This is a genomic window from Actinoplanes sp. NPDC051851 (genome assembly GCF_040681165.1).
Lineage (GTDB): Bacteria > Actinomycetota > Actinomycetes > Mycobacteriales > Micromonosporaceae > Actinoplanes.
The window spans coordinates 19,391-37,038 of the sequence record NZ_JBFAYF010000046.1 but is presented as its reverse complement, the minus strand read 5'-3'; the positions used below and the strand labels follow the sequence as shown (position 1 = coordinate 37,038).

Genomic DNA, 17,648 nt, shown 5'->3' with positions numbered 1-17,648 from the left:
CGAGACCGAGCAGCGCGCCGGCGAGGCGACAAAACTGTCGGACTCACCCAGTACCGTGATCCGTCGTAGTGCGCCATTGCCGAAGCCGAAAGAGCACATGGATGTTCATCTCTGCGGTCTATGTAAGGTTCTTCCGCTCGTTCAACTTCGACTATCTGCGCAAAGCCCACCGCGGATTCACGCCGGACCCCTGGGACGTGCTGGAGCCTGACGGATTGCAGTATCCGTTCGTGAGGATCCCCCTGCAGCGCGACGTCACCACGGTGGTCGGAGCGAACGAGTCGGGCAAGAGCCAACTGCTCTGGGCGATCAAACACGCGCTCACCGGCAAGGGCATCGAGCGGGCCGACTTCTGCCGCTACTCCCAGTTCTTCGCCGTGGACAAGGCCATGGCGTTCCCGGATTTCGGGCTCGAGTTCAGAAACCTGGAACCCGACGACCGGGAGACCCTCGGCAAAGCGTGCAAAATCGGCTTCGACGAGGCGACCGACAGTTTTTGGATGTTCCGCATCGGCGGCAAGGACCCCGTTGTCCACACACGTCAGAATGACGGCTGGGCCAAGCATCCGGTCAAGGACAAGAAGGCATTCGAGACCCTCCTGCCCCAGTGGTTCGAGATCGATGCGACCGTCGCCCTGCCGCAGAGCGTGCCGATCAAGTACCTGGCGGAGGAGGAACGCTCATTGCGGACCGGCCCCCGGCAGAGCCGCCTCGGCCTGGTGAACACTCTTCTGGAGAACGCGTCGTCGTGGTTCGCGTCCGCCGAAGGCGTCACTGCGGCCACGCCTACCCTGGTCAGTACCTTTACGGCCGCGAGTGCGCAGAGCGCTGAGCACGACAAGCAGCTGGCGCTCGCCGACGATCTGCTGCTGCAGGTCGCGGGGATCGACCGCACCGCCTTCCAAGAGCTCCTCAAAGCCGTCGAGGCCGGGAAGGACGGTTTCGCCAACGGCATCGTCGAGCGGATCAACCGAGGACTCGCCGGCGCCCTGAACTTTCCGAAGTGGTGGTCGCAGGATTTGCACTTCCAGCTGCTGGTGACGTTGCGCGACCAAGACCTGGTCTTCACCATCCGGGACCGTACCGGCACCGAGTACTCGGCGGACGAGAGAAGCGGCGGCCTCAAGTACTTCCTGAGCTACTTCGTGCAGTACCTCTCTCACAAGCCACCCAAGGCGGGCACGCGCGAGGTCCTGCTGATGGACGAACCGGACGCCTACCTGTCCAGCACCGGTCAGCAAGACCTGCTTCGCATCTTCGAGGACTTCGCCGACCCGGCCGACCCTGCACGCACCGCCTGCCAGGTCGTCTACGTCACGCACTCCCCGTTTCTCATCGACAAGAACCACGGCGAGCGCATCAGGGTCCTGGAGAAGGGCGAAGGCGACGAGGGCACCCGTGTCGTCCGTAACGCCGCCCGCAACCACTACGAGCCGCTGCGCTCCGCGTTCGGCGGGTTTGTCGCCGAGACCACGTTCATCAGCAACTGCAATCTCATGCTGGAGGGCATGTCCGACCAAGTCATGCTGGCCGGTATGTCCGCCCGGCTGCGCCGGCAGAAGACCGCCGCGAGCGACAGTCTCGACCTCAACACCGTCACTCTCGTGCCCGCGGGATCCGCGCCGCACATCCCTTACCTGGTCTACCTGGCCCGGGGCCGCGACGTCGATCGGCCGGCCGTGATCGTGCTGCTCGACAGCGATACCTCTGGTAACCAGGCGGCAACGGCCCTCAAGAAAGGCCCCGGTGGCAAGCCGGTGATCGAGGCGAAGTTCGTCCTGCAGCTCGGCGACCTTCCCGCCGACGAACTCACCAGCACGTTCCCCGACGGCGCGGTCGCCATCGAAGACCTGATTCCGCTTGCCATCGGGATCGCAGCGGTCAAACGATATGCCGACGAGTTCCTCGAACCGGCCGAGGCCGCCAAGCTGCGCAGCCTCAGCACCAAGGACGTCAGCTTCGCAGGTTGTTCCGGCACGCACGACGCGCTGGAGCAAGCCGCCGCAGAGAGACTTGAGGGCTTCCACCTGGACAAGGTCGGTTTCGCCCGAAGCGTTCTGGAGGCGGTCTCCTGCGACGAGTCCCTCACCGTAGCGACGCAGACGATGGAAGCCAACTTCCGGGTCCTGTTCCGCGAACTCGGACGCAGGCAACGCCAAGCCATGCGGGAGATCGCGACCGAGAAGACCAGCGCCAAGATCAAACGACTCAAACGGTCGTTCCTGCTGGACCACCCTGCCACCGCGCTCAAAGAACAGGTGATGCTGCTCCTCGAAGACGTAGAGGCGGTCTTGGATAACTCGGTCGACGCAGAAGCGCTCAGAAGTCAGATCAGGTCGACACGACGTGAGTTCGGACTCGACGATGATCCGACCACGCCGATCGCCGACTTCGGAGCCTTCCGCGACCGGCTAGAAGAACTGGTATACCGCGAGGTCAACGATGTGCAAGAACGTTGACCGCACATCGCTCCCACCCAGCGACAAGGTAGCTGGGTGGGAGCCGGACATCGGCGCGGCATCCGCGATCGTGCAGTTCATCACGGATCGCAGGGTTTCAACTCTGCTCGAAGATCGTCTCCACCCGCTGCAGCAGCACTCGCCACTCGCGGTCCAGGAACGCGCAGAGCTGCTGTTCGAGCTCCTGCCGGGATGCCTCCTCGAACCATGTCCGGTTTCGCTGCAAGACGCGGTTGACATAGCCGGAGCCACGGCCCCACTCGCTGGCGTTGTCGGTCCAGAACTGCGCGGCGGTCCGGAGCTGGTCGCGGTACAAGCTCAGGCCGTTGAGTTGCATCTTGCGCAGCAACTCCTCGTACGCCGACGTCATCAACCGGTTCGCCTGAAAGAGCAACTCCCGCGCATCGGGCATCGATGCCGACAGCGTCTCGCACATGTCGGTGAACGAGGTGATCGAGTCTTGCAGGGCGAGGACGGCGAGTCTCCGAGCGCCGTGGCCGAGCTGGTGTGAGTAGCTCAGAGAGCGCCACTCGCCGTTGCGGCGGATAGTCGCGTTGACCGTGCTCGAGTGTGCACGGCCGATTTCGTCAAGCAGCGCGTCGTGGATGTGGCCACTGAGCGGCTTCGGTGACAGGTGGAGGTTTATCCAGCTCGCCAGATGTTTGCCAGCGTCGCGCTGGACCGCGCGCACCTGCTCAAGGGCTGCATTATCGAGCAATGACTGAGTTCGGACGAGCACCTCGTCGAGTTGGTCGCGGAACTCGGCTCGCGTCCTGCGCACCTGGTCACGCAGGAAGTCCCGCAGTTGTTCAGCGTCGTCCTCGCGAGAGTTGAAGAATAGGACGGGGACGTCGCCCAGGCCGTGCGGCAACAGCGCGGTGCTGACCTGCTCGCCCTTCAGCTCGTACCCTTCCTCGCTGGTCGAAACGCCGACGCCGGTCTCATCCTTGACCGCCATCGCCTCGTCGGGCCGGGCTAGTACGAGCAGGTTGGTATTGGTGTCGATCTGTGGGTTGTCGATCTCCCGTGCCCGCCGCAGCAAGTGCTGGACTGACTGCGACGGCGCGTCGTTGAAACCCGAGCAGAGGATCGACACGGTGTGCGGATCCTCGAGCAGTGTCTCGAGATCTGCCCGTGCCAGCGGCTGGTCAATGCCACGAGTATCGATGATCCCGACGTCGAGATCGTCGATGTCGATCAAATCGGGGACGATGATGTCGATGCGGCTCGGCAGCGAGAACTCAGGATGCCGGCCGTTGTTGATCGCCTCGAACGTTTGACGCAGCCACTCCAGCGGCGTCGCTGAGGCCGAAGCGGTGTGCCACGCGTCGCGCCGGTCGCGCCGGTGAAGGCTCATGCGTGCCAGCACCTCTACTGCAAGGTCGCGTCGACCGGAGAACTCGGCGGCCAATTCCTTCGCGGGGTCGGTCCGGACCGACTTGCCATCGGGCCCCTTCGAACGCTTCTGCGTCAGGCTGGCCATGTTGCGTATTGCCCGTTCCAACTCGCGGGGCACGGCTGCGATGATGTCATCCTCCGAGGCCGGTGTTTCGCCCTGCCGGATCTGGTCGACGAAGTCGTCAACGTCGGAGCGGATCTCGTCGAGCGGCCGGGGCTCGACCTTGATGCCGTAACCCGGCCCGCGGCTCAGCCGCACCTCGCACAGCGTGATACCGCCGGCGCCCGTCTCCAGCACCGACACCGTTCGCCCCTGCGCGTTCGTGACTTCCAGCCCGGTCGACCGACAGATCGCGGTCGACTTGCCGATGCCGATGCTTCCAATGAACGCGATCTGGTGCTCGCGGCGGAGGATAAGCTGAGCCAGCCGCTCGACGTCCTTGACGTATTCCTGGAGACGGGCAATAAAAGCGGGGTGCGCGTCAGACGCCGAACCGGCGGCAATTAGACCAGCCACCATCTCCTCGGCCCGCCAGAGTAGCGACTGGTCCGGGTGGTCCAGCGGCGGTCGGGGCAGGTGCTGCCAGTTACGCGCCAGGATGGTGGCGAGCTCGGTTGCGTCGTCGGTGCCGATCGCTGCGAGCAGCATAGACAGCTCGTCGTCAGACACGGCGCGGTCGCCGGTCTCGACCCGCGATAGGACAGCCGGGCTCCAAGTCACCTTCCGGGCCAGCTCTGCCTGCTTCAGGCCGACCGTCTCGCGCAGCTGCGCGAGACGGTGCCCCAGCTCGGTATCGCCGACATCCTCGTTGCCCATCGCAATCTCCTATTCGCCGCCTCGAAGCAATCTTGCAGCAACGTTTCTGGCTTGGCAAGCATGGATTCATGTCGGGCGTGAACTGATGCTGCGACGGTTCCGATGGCTGCCCTGGATTCGGAGTAAGGGGGACTCCAGCGAGAGATGTGTCACCCACGCCGCGCCGATGTTGCTCGTCAGTGGGAGTGACAACCAGTTAATGGCAGTACCCCCGGTCCTCGGATCCGTGTCGAACAGGCAAAACTGCCCGGGAGCGCCGGGCCCGGAGAACTTCCGAACAGTCTCGATCTGTCGGCGCGCCTCAGAGCCCGACGCCGGCCAGGGGGTTGGCCTGCCAGCGGTCGACATCGTCGATGTAGCCCAACAGCGTGGCGGAGCCGTCCTTCCAGCCACCGGCGCGTGCGATGCGTAGCGGATCGGCGCCGGTGCGGTAGGTCTCGGTGGCAAACCCGCGTCGTAGCGAGTGCCCCGACCAGGCCGATTTCGGATCGAGCCCGGCGGCTGTGGCAGTGCGGGCCACGACTAGCGCGACGGCCTGCCCGGTAAGTCGGCCGTCGGCGCTACCCCTGTTGGTCGGGGTACGGCCGAGCCCGCCGTGCCGGTCGATACGCACGAACAGTGGGCCCGAGGTCCGGTCGTGGTCGGCGAGTGCCGCCAGCCACGCCTGGACGGTACGCACCGGGCAGGTCACCGAATACGCCCCGTACGGCAGCGCGGCGGTGCGCCCTCGGGAGTCCCGGTCGGTCTTGGAGGTGCGGATCTCAACCTGGACGCCCTCGGCGGTGAAGGTTAGGTCGGCGATGTCGAGCCCGGCCAGTTCGCTGCGCCGGGCGCCGAGGGCGAACCCCAGCACAAGCAGCGCGGTGTCGCGGATCCCGACCAGGCTGTGACGGTCCAGGACGTCGGCCATAGCGCGCAGCGCGGCGATGGTGACCGGGGCGGCCTTGCGGACCCGCACGCCGCTGCCAGTGGTGGCCCGGTCCCGGCGGTAGCTGCGAAGCACCTGCCGCGGCCCGTCGGTCCGCAACATCCCGGCGCCGCCCGCCCGGTGCGCGGCGGCGATCGCCGCGATCGCCCGCTCGATGGTGGCCGGAGCCCGCCCGGCATCGGCCAGCGCGCTGACGTACTCGGTGAGGAGCACGTGCAGATCGCCGTGCCGCTCGAGCAGGAGCCGCAGCGCCGCCGCGAGCCGCTCGTCATCGGTAGTGTCCACCCCGGCTGGCAGCAGGTCCTTCTCGGAGCACCAGGTGACCAATCGCCGGAGGTCCCCGGTGTAGGCGCGGCGGGTGCTCTCCGGCATCGCGCGGCGCAGCCGGTCTCGCGTCCCTGCCGACAACTCCAGCGAATCGGCGACCGGCGCGTCCACGACGGCCGGAACGTGCGCAACGCTCGCGTCCGAGCCGACCGGATTCTCTATCACGGTAAGGAACATTATCGGGAATCAGCACCCATCCTGCCGACCACCACTCCCCGATGCGAGCCGGATCCCTGCCAGCCACCCCGGGACGTCGGCACCGGGCTACTGACGTTTCGTGTCGTTCCCACTGACAAACCATGTCGTCCTTACTGACAGAACCTGGCGTAAACCACTGACGACCTGGCGTCGCTCAACAAAGACGGGACTGGACACGTAGGCAGGCTCCGCTCCCCCGCGCCAAGCACTCATAGGATAAGGGTGATTATCCTATGCCCAGAAAACCAGCCATTATCGTATTGCCATTACCGGTAATCCGGTATTTCAAGCGTTCCGGGCGCGGTACAGACTCGGGAGACTCGCCCCGAAGCGGCAGGGAACGTTCACCGTCACCCGTCGGACCGCGTAAGCACGCCCGGCTTGCGGATCGGCGCGGAGAGGCCTCAGCACGGTGAAGAACGAAATCCCAGGAGGATCTTTCTCACCGAAACGTGCACCGGCTGGTCACCTGCTCGCCGGCCGCTTCGGTGACACCGATCCCGGTTGGCGACGAGCCCGGCCGGTTCTGTCAGAACATCTGCCCGCTCCCGCGCGACAGCGGCCCGGACTGGCCGTGGTGGGCAACGCCGGGGCACGTCTCCCACGTCCACCTGCGCATTCTCGACTGTCCCTATACTCCGCGTAATGAATGCTGAGCTGTCCGTCCTCGCACGCTTCGGTAGCGAGGTCAAAGCGCTCGGGTGGATCAGCGACCTGCTCGTTGCCGGATCGGCCGCGACCGGCGACTACGTACCCGGTGTCAGCGATCTCGATCTTGTAGCGGTGACCGACGGCCCAGTCGACCGTGACCGCCAGACCGTGTTGTCGTCAATGCACCGGCGGGTGGACCAGTCCATCGGCGCGGGTATGCAACTGGGCTGCGCCTACATCGATTACGACCAGCGCGAACGCGCCAAGCTGCCACATCCGACATGGACTCACGGAGTCCTGGTTCACCGCATCGTCTCCGCCGTGACCCGGGCCGAACTGGCGCGCTATGGATACGCCGTGTTCGGCCGAGCCCCGCAAGTACTGTTCCCGCCGGTGACCGGCCACGACGTCCGTGAGGCTGCCCGCGCCGAGCTGGACGGGTACTGGGCATGGGCGTCCCGGCGTCCCTGGATGTGGCTCGACCCGATCATCGCCGACCTGGGCCTGACCTCCATGGCTCGCGGACGTCACGCGCTGCGTACCGGGGACCTGCTCACGAAGACCCAAGCGATCGAGCAGGCCGCCGCACCGGCATGGCTGGTCGACCAACTGCGGGCCCGTCGCCGCGGAGAGGACATCGTGTCGCCCCGCCTGCGGACAGCCTGGATCGCCTGGCGTGACGCCCGCCGAACCACCCGGACCGCCCGCGCCGGGGCCACACGTGCTTACGAGTGGTGATGTAGAACGTACCCACGGGCCCCTTGAACGCGGCAGTTGCCGACGTCCTCGTCGGAGGGTCGTGCCAGAGAATCCCGCCCATGCCTGAGATCGTCACCGCGGCGCTGGTTCGCGAAGGTCAAGTCCTGCTCGTCCACCGAAGTCGGCGGACGCCCACCTTGACCGCGCTCCCCTGCACACCGAGGTCGGTTCGGTTCCCGGGCTATGAATGCTGTACCGGCGGCGGCGTGCTTCCGTGGTAGTTGAGTAACAGGACATCCTGTCGTCGCTGTCCGAGATACCAGCTCCCGGTTTCCTCCAGGTCGATCACCTGCCGGAGAACTCCGTGCTGGCCGGCGGGGAGTTCTCCGAGGACCTCGCCGCGCGGGGAGACGATCATGCTGGGGCAGTGCTGGTCGGCGTGGGCGATGTTGGCGGACACCAGGAAGCGCTGGTTCTCGGCGGGGCGGCTGATTAACCGCATCCGCAGCCAAAAGTCGATCGCCGCGCCCTGCGTGCCGGGCACGGCCCCGGCCGACATCGAGATTCGCTGTGCCCCGGCCGCTTTCCGGAACTCGTCCTGAACTTCTCTGCACTCGGGAAACGTGGTGCTCAGCCACGCCGCGACCGGACTCTGCCGGTCCTTCAACTCAGCAGTCAAAGCAGACATGCCGACACGCTAACGACGACCACCGACAAAAACGCTCGTCGATCTTCACTCGTCGGAGGGACCTGCCGGGGAACCGCCCGGTACCGGGCGGGTGCCAGATTTCAGCCGAGCGCGACGACCGCCTCGTGCAGTTCTCGGCGGCCCGGTGCCGTGGGGAAGCGGGCCGCCAGCACGGTGTCGAGGGTGCGCAGTTCCGTGCCGATGCGGGCCGAGCCGGTGAACGCGGCTGCCGTGGCGCTGCGCAGCCCGAGCGCGATCGCCCGGTCCGGCTCCGGTTCATTCGTGGCGAGCACCGTGTTGGCGAGTTTGGCCAGCAGATGCCCTTGGTCGCGGCGTAGGTGTTCGCCCGTCGCCTTGATCTTGTCTTCGAGGATGCGCACGGCGGCTGCGGCCTGCCCGCAGGCCCGGTAGCCGCCGGCGGACTGCTCCTGCAGCACGTCGAGGCTGTATTGGTGCAGGTAGACCGGCGCGGCGGGGTCGTGGTCGGCGGGGTGCTCGCGCAGCAGGGTGGCAGCGTCCTCGATCTGCTGCTGGAAGCGGGTGGCGTCGCCGTAGAGTGCCCAGCCGCGGGCCTGTTGCTGGGCGGCCAGGGCGTGCAGCCGGGGATGGTTCGCGCCGGGCACCTTGCGGGCGCCGGCCGCCAGCTCGATGACCTCGCGGGCGTCGCCGTCCAGCAGCGCGATGTTCGACTTGCGGATCATCAGGTACGCGACCATGGTGTAGTCGCCCGCGGCCTGCGCCCATCCGGTGGCGCGGTCGGACCAGTACCGGGCGGCCGTGGTGTCACCGAGGTCCTGCTGGAGCCAGCCGGCGAACTCGGCGTACTGGGCCAGCAGCCGCAGCAGCGGCTCGGTGCTGTCGGGTGATGCAGTGCGCCGCAGCCGATCGAGCACCCGGACCTGTGCGAGGGTGGTGCCGAGCAGTTGGCGCGGGCCCATCATCTTGTCGGCGGTGAAGTGCTCGGTCAGCAGCCGGGAGAAGTAGCCGAGTACCTGTGTGTCGACCGGGTACTGTTCGGCGATCACCTTGGCGACGCGGTCGGCCTGGTCCGGGTCGGTGACGCCGGCGGGCAGCACGGTGCGCAGCAGGCCGGTGGCCAGGAGCTCGCCGAGCTGGCGGCGGGACAGCTTCACCTGCACCGTCCTTCCGTCCGGTGTGCACATCTGCAAGGTCACGCTATCGCTGGGGCCATCATCGACGTGCAGGCCGGCCAGCGGTAGAGCCGTACGCCCTTTCGAGGGCGGCAGCTGGGCCGGGGCGAGCGAGCGCAGCAGCGAGAGCAGCCCGCCGGCGTGTAGCGCCGTGTCGATGTCCTTGACCCAGTCGGCGGCGGGCAGGTGCTCGCCGTGCTCGGCGCGGCTGAGCCGGGTGTGGTCGTAGCGGGCCTGGGCTGCCAGGGCGCGCAGGCTCAGGCCGGCCTCGGTGCGCAGGTGGTGCAGGACCACGCCGAAGACGTGGCGTACGGCGTCGCTGTCGGCGTCCATCACCGGGCCGCCCCCTCACCGATCCGTTGCCGTCGATGTTGCCGCAACACCGGAGGCCTTCTCAACCCGCAGCCGTGCGATGACGCTGAGTGCATCGGCCGCCGACGTGCTTCACACCGGACCGGCCGGATCCTCTCCCCTTTTCTGGAAGGAGCACCACTATGACCACCGACCTGGACATCCCCGCAGTCGGCGCCCGGGCCGCCGACATCCTCGCCCAGATCGAAGCGCACCCGCTCTACACCCACCTGACCGAGAGCTCGCTCAAGTACACGTGCTGCTGGTTCACCACCACCGGCTACGCCACGATCTCGGACTGGAACGTGGAGCAGGACTCGCCGAAGCTGGCGATCGAGGGCCTGCGGGTGCTCGCGCTCAAGGCCGCCGTGCTGGAGGCCACCGGCGACGTCGACCGCGCCGAGCTGCTGGTCGCCGCGCCCGTCGACGAGATGGTCCACGCGATCCTCGCGCAGTGGAACGTGATGACGAAGATCCAGGAGGACCTCGGGATCCGGTTCAACCACGCCACCGACCTGGAGGAGTTCGGCTACGAGGTCGGCGGCGAGACCGACCAGCTGTACGCGGCGGCCGGCTGGGGGCCGAAGCCGATGCGGTACTGGCTGCCCACCAGCGAGGTCAACCGCCGCCTCGACGTGCTCGGCCGGCTGTACGAGTCGATCGGCATCCAGGGTCACGGCGCGTCGACCCGGATCAAATTCGACGAGCCGGTCGCCGCCTCGGCCTGACCTCCGGGTTAGACCCTGGTCAGCTCCCGCGACATGACTTTCCGCATCGCCTTCACCACGTCGCGGGAGGCGAACCGGGTGCCGGCCTCACGTTCGGCGCGGGCGACCGCGCCGAACATCCGCTCCTGCGGCACGCTGCGCAGCATCGCGACCAGCCACCCTTCGAGGTCTTCGAGGCGCTCCGGCAGCTCCAGGGCCTCCGGCGTGGGTGCCGGTGCCGGGCTGTCGAGGTCCGGCACCGGCGTCCCGGCCGACTTGTACTCACCGACGGGCATCCCCACCCGGTACGGATGCACGCACACCGGCACGCCGTCCGGATCGGCCCGCCAGCCCAGATCAGGGTGGTACGGGTACTGCGGGCCGGGCCGCGCGAGGACGTCGAATGCGCCCGGCCCCAGCGTCTGGGCCGGGCACACCGCGCAGGTATCGGCCTCCCAGCGAGGCAGCGGACCCGTCATAGCCAGCCATGGTAGCCACACCCAGAGAGGGTCGCCATGACCGTATTGTCCCATCCCCGCCATCCGCTGGTCGTCGCCGCGTTCCGCGACGCCCGCGCCCTCTACGGCGATCACCTGATCGAGGGCCGGCCGGCCCTGGCCCACTCCGCCGCGGTCGCCGCCGCCCTGGTCCGGCACGTACCCGACGCCGGCGCCGAACTCGCCGCGGCGGCGCTGCTGCACGACCTGCCCGAGTTCGCCCCGGCCGGCGTCGACGCGAAGACGTTCCTGGCCGGCCGGTACGGCGAACGGACCGCGCACGTCGTGCTGGCGCTGGCCGGCGAGCACCAGGCCCTCGACCAGCCGGACCCGCTGATCGAGACCGGCGACTACCCGGTCCTGCTGCTGTCCACCGTCGACAAGGCCGTCGCCTTCGCCTCGAACATCCGGCGGGCCGAGCAGACCGGTGACGCGGGCGCCTACTTCGCCGCCAAGACCGCCCTGGTCGGGCTGCTCGACTACTTCCGCCGCTACCACCAGGCCGGCCTCGGCCTGCTGCCGGTGTCGCTGACCGACGAATACGGCCACGTCATCGGCCAGGTCGACGCCGCTCTCGCCGCGCACCGTGCCCGGCAGACGCCGCCCGGTGGCGCGAGGGCCCCGTACGCGGCCAACAGCGGCCGCGACTGGTGAGCCCGGCCCGGTCGCGGGGAGCGGATAGCGCCGCCGCGGCCGGGCCGCTTCAGTCCTACTCCTCCGGGTCGCTCTGGTCGGGATCGCGCAGTGGCCGCCCGGCGCCGCCGAGGTTGGGCAGCCGAGACGAGTAGTGACCGTGAACGTTGATGTGCCGTCGCGTGTACGCCGACAGCCGGGCCACATCGTCGTCGAGGACCGGGTAACCCTGTCCGCGCAGTTCAGTCAGCGCCCGGTCCAGGTAGGCGGTGTCCCACAGGGTCACGCAGTTGAGCACGAGGCTGAACGCGCCGAGCTGGTTCTCCTGACCGTCGCGGTAGGCGCGGTGCGATTCGCCTTTGCGTCCGTGGAATAAGTGCCGGGCCAGGTCGTGTATCTCCCGCCGATAGGCGGGGTCGTCGACGAGGGTGAGCACGTGCCGGGTCTTGAAGATCCGCCCGTACATGCCGAACGCCTCGCCGAGCTGGGTGATCGGGCGGCTCTTGGTCTCCGGGCCGGCGGCGCGGCCAACGAGCCGTGCTTCCCGGGATCGGCTCGTCCATCGACGGGCATGCATCAGGCGCACAGGAAACTCCGGGGGAATTCCGAGGTAAGTCATTGATATCTTTCGATTTTGATTGCTCGACACCCGGCGTTCACCCGCCGGGCTAAGAAGGGACACCTGGATGAGATCCACCAAACCGGCCGCCGCGGGGCTCGCTGTCACGCTGGTGACCGCCGCGGCGGCCGCGATGGCGGCCGGGCCGGTCACCACCGCGGCCGCCTCGGACCAGGCCGTCGCCCGCACCCCGGGCACCGCGGCCGCCGACGCCCGCGCCCACAACCGGCCCGACCACGAGAGCCGGCGGCCGGACGAGCGGGGACGGCCCGCCGAGCGCCGGATCCGGCTGACCGGGCACACCGCCCGGGTGTCCGGGCCGGGCGTCGCCGTCGCCGGGGCGACCGTCACCATCGGGGCGCCGGGCACCTACCGGATCAGCGGGACGCTCACCGACGGGCAGCTCATCGTGGACAGTCCCGGCTCCGGGCTGGTCCGGCTGATCCTCGCCGGAGTGTCGATCAGCAGCTCGACCAGCGCACCCCTGGTCGTCGCGGACGCCGGGCAGGCCGAGGTGATCCTCGCCGACGGCACCGAGAACACGCTCTCCGACGCGGCCGTCTACACCTACCCGGACGGCGAGGACGAGCCGAACGCGGCCCTGTTCAGCACCACCGACCTGACCATCGGCGGGTCCGGTTCGCTGACCGTGACCGGCAACGCCGAGGACGGCATCACCAGCAAGGACGGCCTGGTCGTCGACGGCGGCACGATCACCGTGACCGCCGCCGACGACGGGGTGCGCGGCAAGGACTACCTGGTGGTCAACGGCGGCACCCTGACCGTGACCGCGACCGGCGGCGACGCGTTCAAGTCGGACAACGACGAGGACGCCACCGCCGGGTACATCGCGGTCTCCGGCGGCACGCTGACCGCCACCGCGGCCGGCGACGACGGCCTCACCGCCGAGACCGACGTGCTCGTCGACGGCGGCACCGTCACGCTCGGCGGCGTCACCGGCAAGGGGATCAAGGCCGGCAAGTCCGTGGTGGTCTCCGACGGCACGGTCACCGTGGACGCGGTCGACGACGGCGTGCACTCCGACGACGCGATCACCGTCGACGGCGGCGGCCTCACCGTCTCCAGCGGCGACGACGGTGTGCACGCCGAGGGCGTCGTGGACATCAGCGCGGGGAACGTCGCGGTGCTCCGATCGTACGAGGGAATCGAGGGTCTGAAGGTTTTGATCAGCGGCGGCGAGGTCCGGGCGACCTCGCAGAGCGACGACGCGGTCAACGCCTCCGAGGAGGGCGTCGGCGAGTTCGAGCCGGCCCCCAACGCACTCATCGAGGTCTCCGGTGGCACGGTGATCGTCGACGGCGGCACCGACGGCCTGGACTCCAACGGGGCGCTGACCATCTCCGGCGGCGTCGTCGTGGCGCTCGGCTCGTCGCGCATCGGCGGCGGTGAGGGCGCCCTCGACTCCAACGGGGACCTGCTGTTCACCGGCGGTACCCTGGTGGCCGCCGCGATCAGCGCGGTGACCAGCCCGACGCCGACCACCGGGCAGGGCTGGACGCTGTACGGGTTCGCCGCCAACCAGCCGGTCGGCACCGTGGTGCACCTGGTCGCCGAGGACGGCACCCCGCTGCTGACGTACGTGGCCGCGAAGGAGTTCAAGGGCGTGCTCTTCACCTCGCCGGAGATCACCACGGGCAGCCACTACTCGATCTACACCGGTGGCGCGGCGAACGGCACGCCGATCGCCGACGGCTTCTCCACCGGCGGTGACCTGACCGGCGCGACCATGGTGGTCGAACTCGCCTCCGGTACGGCCGCGGGCGACGTCCAGGGCTTCCCCGGCGGCGGCGGGGGCGGCTTCCCGAGCGGTGGCCCCCGGCCGAGCGGGCCCCGGCCCAGCGGTTCCTTCCCGACCGGTTTCCCGAGCGCCTCGGATCCGGCGGTCCCGTCGGAGTCGGTCACGCCCAGCCCGTCGGATTCGGCGGTCCCCTCGGAATCGGTCACACCCAGCCCGTCGGAGTCGGTGGAACCCAGCGCGTCGGACGGTTCCTGACACACGAACCGGCGGGTCCCGCACCGGGGCCCGCCGGCCACCGTTCACTACCCGTCTCTGCCGTGACCGGCCAGGACATCGCCCAGCGGTGTGCGCTCGTAGTACACCGCTCGGCCGCTGCGCCGCCCCACGACCGCGCCGGCGTCGCGCAGCGTCGCGAGATGCCCCGACACGGTGCCGAGCGAGAGCCCGAGCAGCACCGCGAGCTGGGACGGTGTGGCCGGATCCGCCAGGGCGGCGAGGATGCGTGCGCGGCCCCGGCCGATGAGCCTGGCAACGCCCTCCTCGGCGACGTGCAGTTGCTCCAGGGCTCCCCGGGCGGGGTAGACCAGGGCGAACCGGGGTGGCGCCTCGCACATCCACTGCCCGGCGGTCCCGGTGTGCGGCACCAGCACGAGCCCCTGGTCGCCGACGGCCAGGTCCGGGTGGGTCTGGGTGGAGAACAGGATCGCGTCCGGCCCGGCCCACCGGATCTTGCCGATGCCGGCGATGGCCTGCCGCCAGCCGTGGGCCGCGAGCACACCCGCCCGGTGCCGGATATCGCGTTCCATGACCGCCCGCCGGCGCGGCCAGTCCGGCTCGACGAACCACTGCCAGCCGCGGGCGAACGACGACCTCTTCTCGTTCATCGCGATCCCGCTGTCCCAGCTGGCCACGGGACCACTCGCCGCCGTACTGGGTGCGGGGCGGTTGGCCGTGCTGTGCGGGGTCGTCTACCTCATCGCCGCTCTCCTGCCGCTGCTCAGCCGGGAAACCCGCCAGGGGTGACCCTGCTGGTCGATTCTGGACCGCACGGGTGGGTCGCCGGATCCCGCGGCGAGTGCCCGTCCGAAGCACTCGCTGCCCGCGGATCGTCGATTCCGTCGGCCGGGTTTCGGTCGCGGGCCCGCCGGGCGGCGGTGCCCGCAGGCGGTGGGTCGGGCTGGTGGGCTGGTGGTCAGGGGTGTCTCAGGCGCTCCGAGTGACCCGTGAACGCCAGCCGCGCCGGGAAAGCTGGCGCTCACGGGTCACTCCAGCCCGCCGACACACCCCTGAGCACCAGCCACCAAGATCCAACCCGTAGTTGATCATGAAATGTTGATCAAGTCCGGCCAGACGGGGCCCACCCCGACCGGGGGAAACCCCCATCCCGGGCCATGACCGAGAACGCCCACCCCGCGACCCCCGCCGGCGACGACGATCCCACCGGAATTGACCAGCGGGGTCCGGGGGTCACCCCCGAGTCCGGGACGGCCTGGTAGAAAGGAGCGGTGCCGTTGTCGACAGAGGACAGACTCGCGATCCACGAGCTGGTCGCGCTGCACGGGCATCTGATGGACGACGGCGAGTTCGGCCGGCTGGGCGAGTTGTTCACCGCCGACGTCGTCTACGACCTGTCCGCGTTCGGCCGCGGCGAACTGCACGGCCCCGAGGCGATCACCGCGGCGAGCCTGGCGCTGGGCGACGCGAACCCCCTCGGTCACCACGTCACGAACGTCTGCGTGACCGAGGACCCCGACGGTACGGTCCGGGTCCGGTCCAAGGGCATCGGCGTCCACGCGGACGGCCGCGCCGGCAGTGTCGTCTACCGGGATGTGGTCCGCCGCGAACCGGCCGGCTGGCGGATCGCGCACCGCGCGGTGGTTCCCCGGCGCACCCCGTTGCAGCCGTGACGGCGGGCGTCACCGTACGCCGGGGCGGCCCGGACGACATCCCCGGGCACGCCGCCGTGCGCGGCATCGGTCCCGGTGAGCTCGCGTCCTACACCGCCTGGGTCACCGCGCACACCGCCACCCACCTGCCGTTCGTCGCCGACCTCGACGGCCGCGTCGTCGGCGTCGCCTGGCTGTACGTGGCCGCCCGGGTGCCCGGACCCGGCGCCCCGGTACGCCGGTTCGGCGACGTGCAGGCCGTCGACGTGCACGCCGACCACCGCAACCGGGGCATCGGCGGCGCCCTGATCGCCGCGCTGCTCGCCGAGGCCCGGGCGCTGGGCCTGCTGTTCGTGACGGTCCACTCGGGCCGCCGCGCCGTCGACTTCTACCTGCGCGCCGGTTTCACCCACCACCGCCAGCTGCTGCTCTGGGAGCCGTGACCCGCGCGGCGACCCCGGCCACGTCGGCCGGGCAGCCCGTTGACCAGGACGATCATGGCATCGCATCCTTCCACAGCCCGCTACCCTGAACGGCATGCCGGACGACCCCGCTGACGCAGCGGCCGCGACCCGCCGGGTCGCCGGGTTCGCCGCGGTGTTCGGTGTCGTCGCGGTCGTCGCGGCGCTCGTCGCCGCGCACCCGTCGACCGGCCCGGCGCGGGCGCTGCTGCTGCTGGTCGTCGGCGGGGTCGGGGCCGGGTCGCTGCTCGGCCTGCTGATCTCCTGGCTGTTCTGGGCGGCCGCCGTCCGCCGCCGGCCCCGCACCCACCGGACGGGACACGTGGGTTACGCGGCGTCGGCCGGGTTCGTCCTGTCCCTGATCGCCGCCTACATCCTGCCGGGCGCGCTCGCCGACCCGTACCGGGCCCTCACCCTGCAGGCCGCCCTGCGCGTGCTGGGGGTGGCCACCCTGATCGGCGGTGTCCTGCATACTCGGCGGATGGATATCGAGCCCCCGCGATGACCGTCACCCTCGCCCACCGGACCGCGGGTGACCCCGCCCATCCGCCGCTGGTCCTGCTGCACGGGCTCGGCGACGACGGCGCCGAGTGGGAGCCGCTGCTGCCCGAGCTGGCCCGCGCCCACCACGTGCACGCTCTGGACCTGCGCGGGCACGGCGACAGCCCGCACCCCGGGGACTACTCGTTCGAGCTGATGCGCGACGACGTCCTGGCCCACCTCGACACCGCCGGGATCGCGACGTGTGTGCTGCTGGGGCATTCGATGGGCGCGGTCGTCGCGACGCTGGTCGCGCAGGCCGCCCCGCACCGGGTCACCCGCCTGGTCCTGGAGGACGCCGTCGCCCCGCGCCCGGGCGCGCTGCACCGTCCGCCGATCGCGACGCCGGACGAGCCGACCCCGTTCGACTTCGCGGCCGTGCACGCGATCCGCGCCCAGCTCGACGCCCCGGACCCGGCCTGGTGGGATCGGACACCCGCGCTCGCCACCCCGACGCTGATCATCGGCGGTGACCAGAGCCCGATCCCCCGTGACCTGCTGACCGACGCGGCGGCCCTGATGCCCGAGGCCCGGTTCACGCTGATCCCGGCCGGTCACTACCCGCATCGTGACGCGCCGGCCGCGTTCCTCTCCGAGGTGACCGCGTTCCTTTCTTGAAACCTTCCGAGGCGCTTCCGGTACGCCCACCGCGGGCGGAAACCCGCACCGCACCACGTCACCGCGCCGGGGCGCGGGGCGGTGCGGGTCTCACTCACCCGGACCCGGTTGCTCACTCACCATCACGGCAGTTAGGTTGTGGGGGCCATCTGCGGCGTACGTGAGGTAAACCGGTGCAAGCCCGGTGCGGTCGCGCCACTGTGAACGGGTCCCCCGGGATCCGTGAGTCAGGACGCTCACGCGCCGCAGCCTGTCGATCGG

Annotated in this window: 17 protein-coding genes and 1 riboswitch; of the genes, 10 read left to right on the top strand and 7 right to left on the bottom strand. The window is 69.5% G+C overall.

What is annotated here, in order from left to right; translation table 11 throughout:
• The first annotated feature begins 101 nt into the window (after nt 1-101).
• Entirely contained in the window at nt 102-2,459 is a 2,358-nt protein-coding gene (locus tag AB0M08_RS33875; RefSeq protein ID WP_364502342.1) for an AAA family ATPase, read from the top strand.
• Between the two features lie 97 nt (nt 2,460-2,556).
• Here AB0M08_RS33875 and AB0M08_RS33870 read toward each other — a convergent pair whose 3' ends face one another.
• Both AB0M08_RS33870 and AB0M08_RS33865 read right to left on the bottom strand, forming a co-directional pair.
• Nucleotides 2,557-4,674 (bottom strand): helix-turn-helix transcriptional regulator, encoded by a 2,118-nt coding sequence (locus AB0M08_RS33870; protein ID WP_364502339.1) that lies wholly within the window; start codon nt 4,672-4,674, stop codon nt 2,557-2,559.
• 301 nt (nt 4,675-4,975) lie between these two features.
• Complete coding sequence (locus tag AB0M08_RS33865) at nt 4,976-6,094, bottom strand: site-specific integrase (protein ID WP_364502337.1); 1,119 nt, start codon at nt 6,092-6,094, stop codon at nt 4,976-4,978.
• A 678-nt stretch (nt 6,095-6,772) separates the two neighbouring features.
• On the opposite strand from AB0M08_RS33865, the gene AB0M08_RS33860 reads away from it, so the two are divergent.
• Nucleotides 6,773-7,516 (top strand): nucleotidyltransferase domain-containing protein, encoded by a 744-nt coding sequence (locus tag AB0M08_RS33860; RefSeq protein WP_364502334.1) that lies wholly within the window; start codon nt 6,773-6,775, stop codon nt 7,514-7,516.
• A gap of 202 nt (nt 7,517-7,718) precedes the next feature.
• Here the strand turns inward: AB0M08_RS33860 and AB0M08_RS33855 are convergent, their stop codons facing one another.
• Together AB0M08_RS33855 and AB0M08_RS33850 are read right to left on the bottom strand one after the other, a co-directional pair.
• Complete coding sequence (locus AB0M08_RS33855) at nt 7,719-8,165, bottom strand: nitrilase-related carbon-nitrogen hydrolase (RefSeq protein ID WP_364502331.1); 447 nt, start codon at nt 8,163-8,165, stop codon at nt 7,719-7,721.
• Between the two features lie 101 nt (nt 8,166-8,266).
• The gene (locus AB0M08_RS33850; RefSeq protein WP_364502328.1) at nt 8,267-9,649 is read right to left on the bottom strand and encodes a helix-turn-helix transcriptional regulator; all 1,383 of its coding nucleotides are present in this window, start codon (nt 9,647-9,649) and stop codon (nt 8,267-8,269) included.
• A 161-nt stretch (nt 9,650-9,810) separates the two neighbouring features.
• Between AB0M08_RS33850 and AB0M08_RS33845 the strand changes: the two genes are divergently transcribed.
• The gene (locus AB0M08_RS33845) at nt 9,811-10,395 is read left to right on the top strand and encodes a hypothetical protein (protein WP_364502326.1); all 585 of its coding nucleotides are present in this window, start codon (nt 9,811-9,813) and stop codon (nt 10,393-10,395) included.
• Between the two features lie 8 nt (nt 10,396-10,403).
• Here the strand turns inward: AB0M08_RS33845 and AB0M08_RS33840 are convergent, their stop codons facing one another.
• Nucleotides 10,404-10,853, bottom strand: coding sequence for a hypothetical protein (locus tag AB0M08_RS33840; RefSeq protein ID WP_364502323.1), 450 nt, complete (start codon nt 10,851-10,853; stop codon nt 10,404-10,406).
• Between the two features lie 36 nt (nt 10,854-10,889).
• Here AB0M08_RS33840 and AB0M08_RS33835 point away from each other — a divergent pair, with 36 nt between their 5' ends.
• On the top strand, nt 10,890-11,525 hold the full coding sequence (locus tag AB0M08_RS33835) for a metal-dependent phosphohydrolase (protein ID WP_364502320.1): 636 nt from the start codon (nt 10,890-10,892) through the stop codon (nt 11,523-11,525).
• A gap of 55 nt (nt 11,526-11,580) precedes the next feature.
• Here AB0M08_RS33835 and AB0M08_RS33830 read toward each other — a convergent pair whose 3' ends face one another.
• On the bottom strand, nt 11,581-12,081 hold the full coding sequence (locus AB0M08_RS33830) for a Tn3 family transposase (protein ID WP_364502317.1): 501 nt from the start codon (nt 12,079-12,081) through the stop codon (nt 11,581-11,583).
• A gap of 109 nt (nt 12,082-12,190) precedes the next feature.
• On the opposite strand from AB0M08_RS33830, the gene AB0M08_RS33825 reads away from it, so the two are divergent.
• The gene (locus tag AB0M08_RS33825) at nt 12,191-14,137 is read left to right on the top strand and encodes a carbohydrate-binding domain-containing protein (RefSeq protein WP_364502315.1); all 1,947 of its coding nucleotides are present in this window, start codon (nt 12,191-12,193) and stop codon (nt 14,135-14,137) included.
• 47 nt (nt 14,138-14,184) lie between these two features.
• Here AB0M08_RS33825 and AB0M08_RS33820 read toward each other — a convergent pair whose 3' ends face one another.
• The gene (locus AB0M08_RS33820) at nt 14,185-14,688 is read right to left on the bottom strand and encodes a winged helix-turn-helix domain-containing protein (RefSeq protein ID WP_364502312.1); all 504 of its coding nucleotides are present in this window, start codon (nt 14,686-14,688) and stop codon (nt 14,185-14,187) included.
• On the opposite strand from AB0M08_RS33820, the gene AB0M08_RS33815 reads away from it, so the two are divergent.
• From AB0M08_RS33815 to AB0M08_RS33795, 5 genes are all read left to right on the top strand, one after another.
• Nucleotides 14,687-14,905, top strand: coding sequence for a hypothetical protein (locus AB0M08_RS33815; protein ID WP_364502309.1), 219 nt, complete (start codon nt 14,687-14,689; stop codon nt 14,903-14,905). The two genes, AB0M08_RS33820 and AB0M08_RS33815, sit on opposite strands and share 2 nt — an antisense overlap.
• 482 nt (nt 14,906-15,387) lie before the next feature.
• Nucleotides 15,388-15,789: a nuclear transport factor 2 family protein gene (locus tag AB0M08_RS33810; protein WP_364502306.1), complete on the top strand. Its 402-nt coding sequence runs from the start codon at nt 15,388-15,390 to the stop codon at nt 15,787-15,789.
• Nucleotides 15,786-16,211 carry a GNAT family N-acetyltransferase gene (locus tag AB0M08_RS33805; protein WP_364502303.1) on the top strand — a complete coding sequence of 142 codons (426 nt, stop codon included), beginning with the start codon at nt 15,786-15,788 and terminating at the stop codon, nt 16,209-16,211. The genes AB0M08_RS33810 and AB0M08_RS33805 overlap by 4 nt, the downstream gene beginning before the upstream one ends.
• A 94-nt stretch (nt 16,212-16,305) precedes the next feature.
• Nucleotides 16,306-16,734: a hypothetical protein gene (locus AB0M08_RS33800; RefSeq protein WP_364502301.1), complete on the top strand. Its 429-nt coding sequence runs from the start codon at nt 16,306-16,308 to the stop codon at nt 16,732-16,734.
• Nucleotides 16,731-17,387: an alpha/beta fold hydrolase gene (locus AB0M08_RS33795; protein ID WP_364502298.1), complete on the top strand. Its 657-nt coding sequence runs from the start codon at nt 16,731-16,733 to the stop codon at nt 17,385-17,387. The genes AB0M08_RS33800 and AB0M08_RS33795 overlap by 4 nt, the downstream gene beginning before the upstream one ends.
• A gap of 169 nt (nt 17,388-17,556) precedes the next feature.
• A riboswitch (cobalamin riboswitch) is annotated at nt 17,557-17,620 on the top strand.
• Nucleotides 17,621-17,648: the final 28 nt, after the last annotated feature.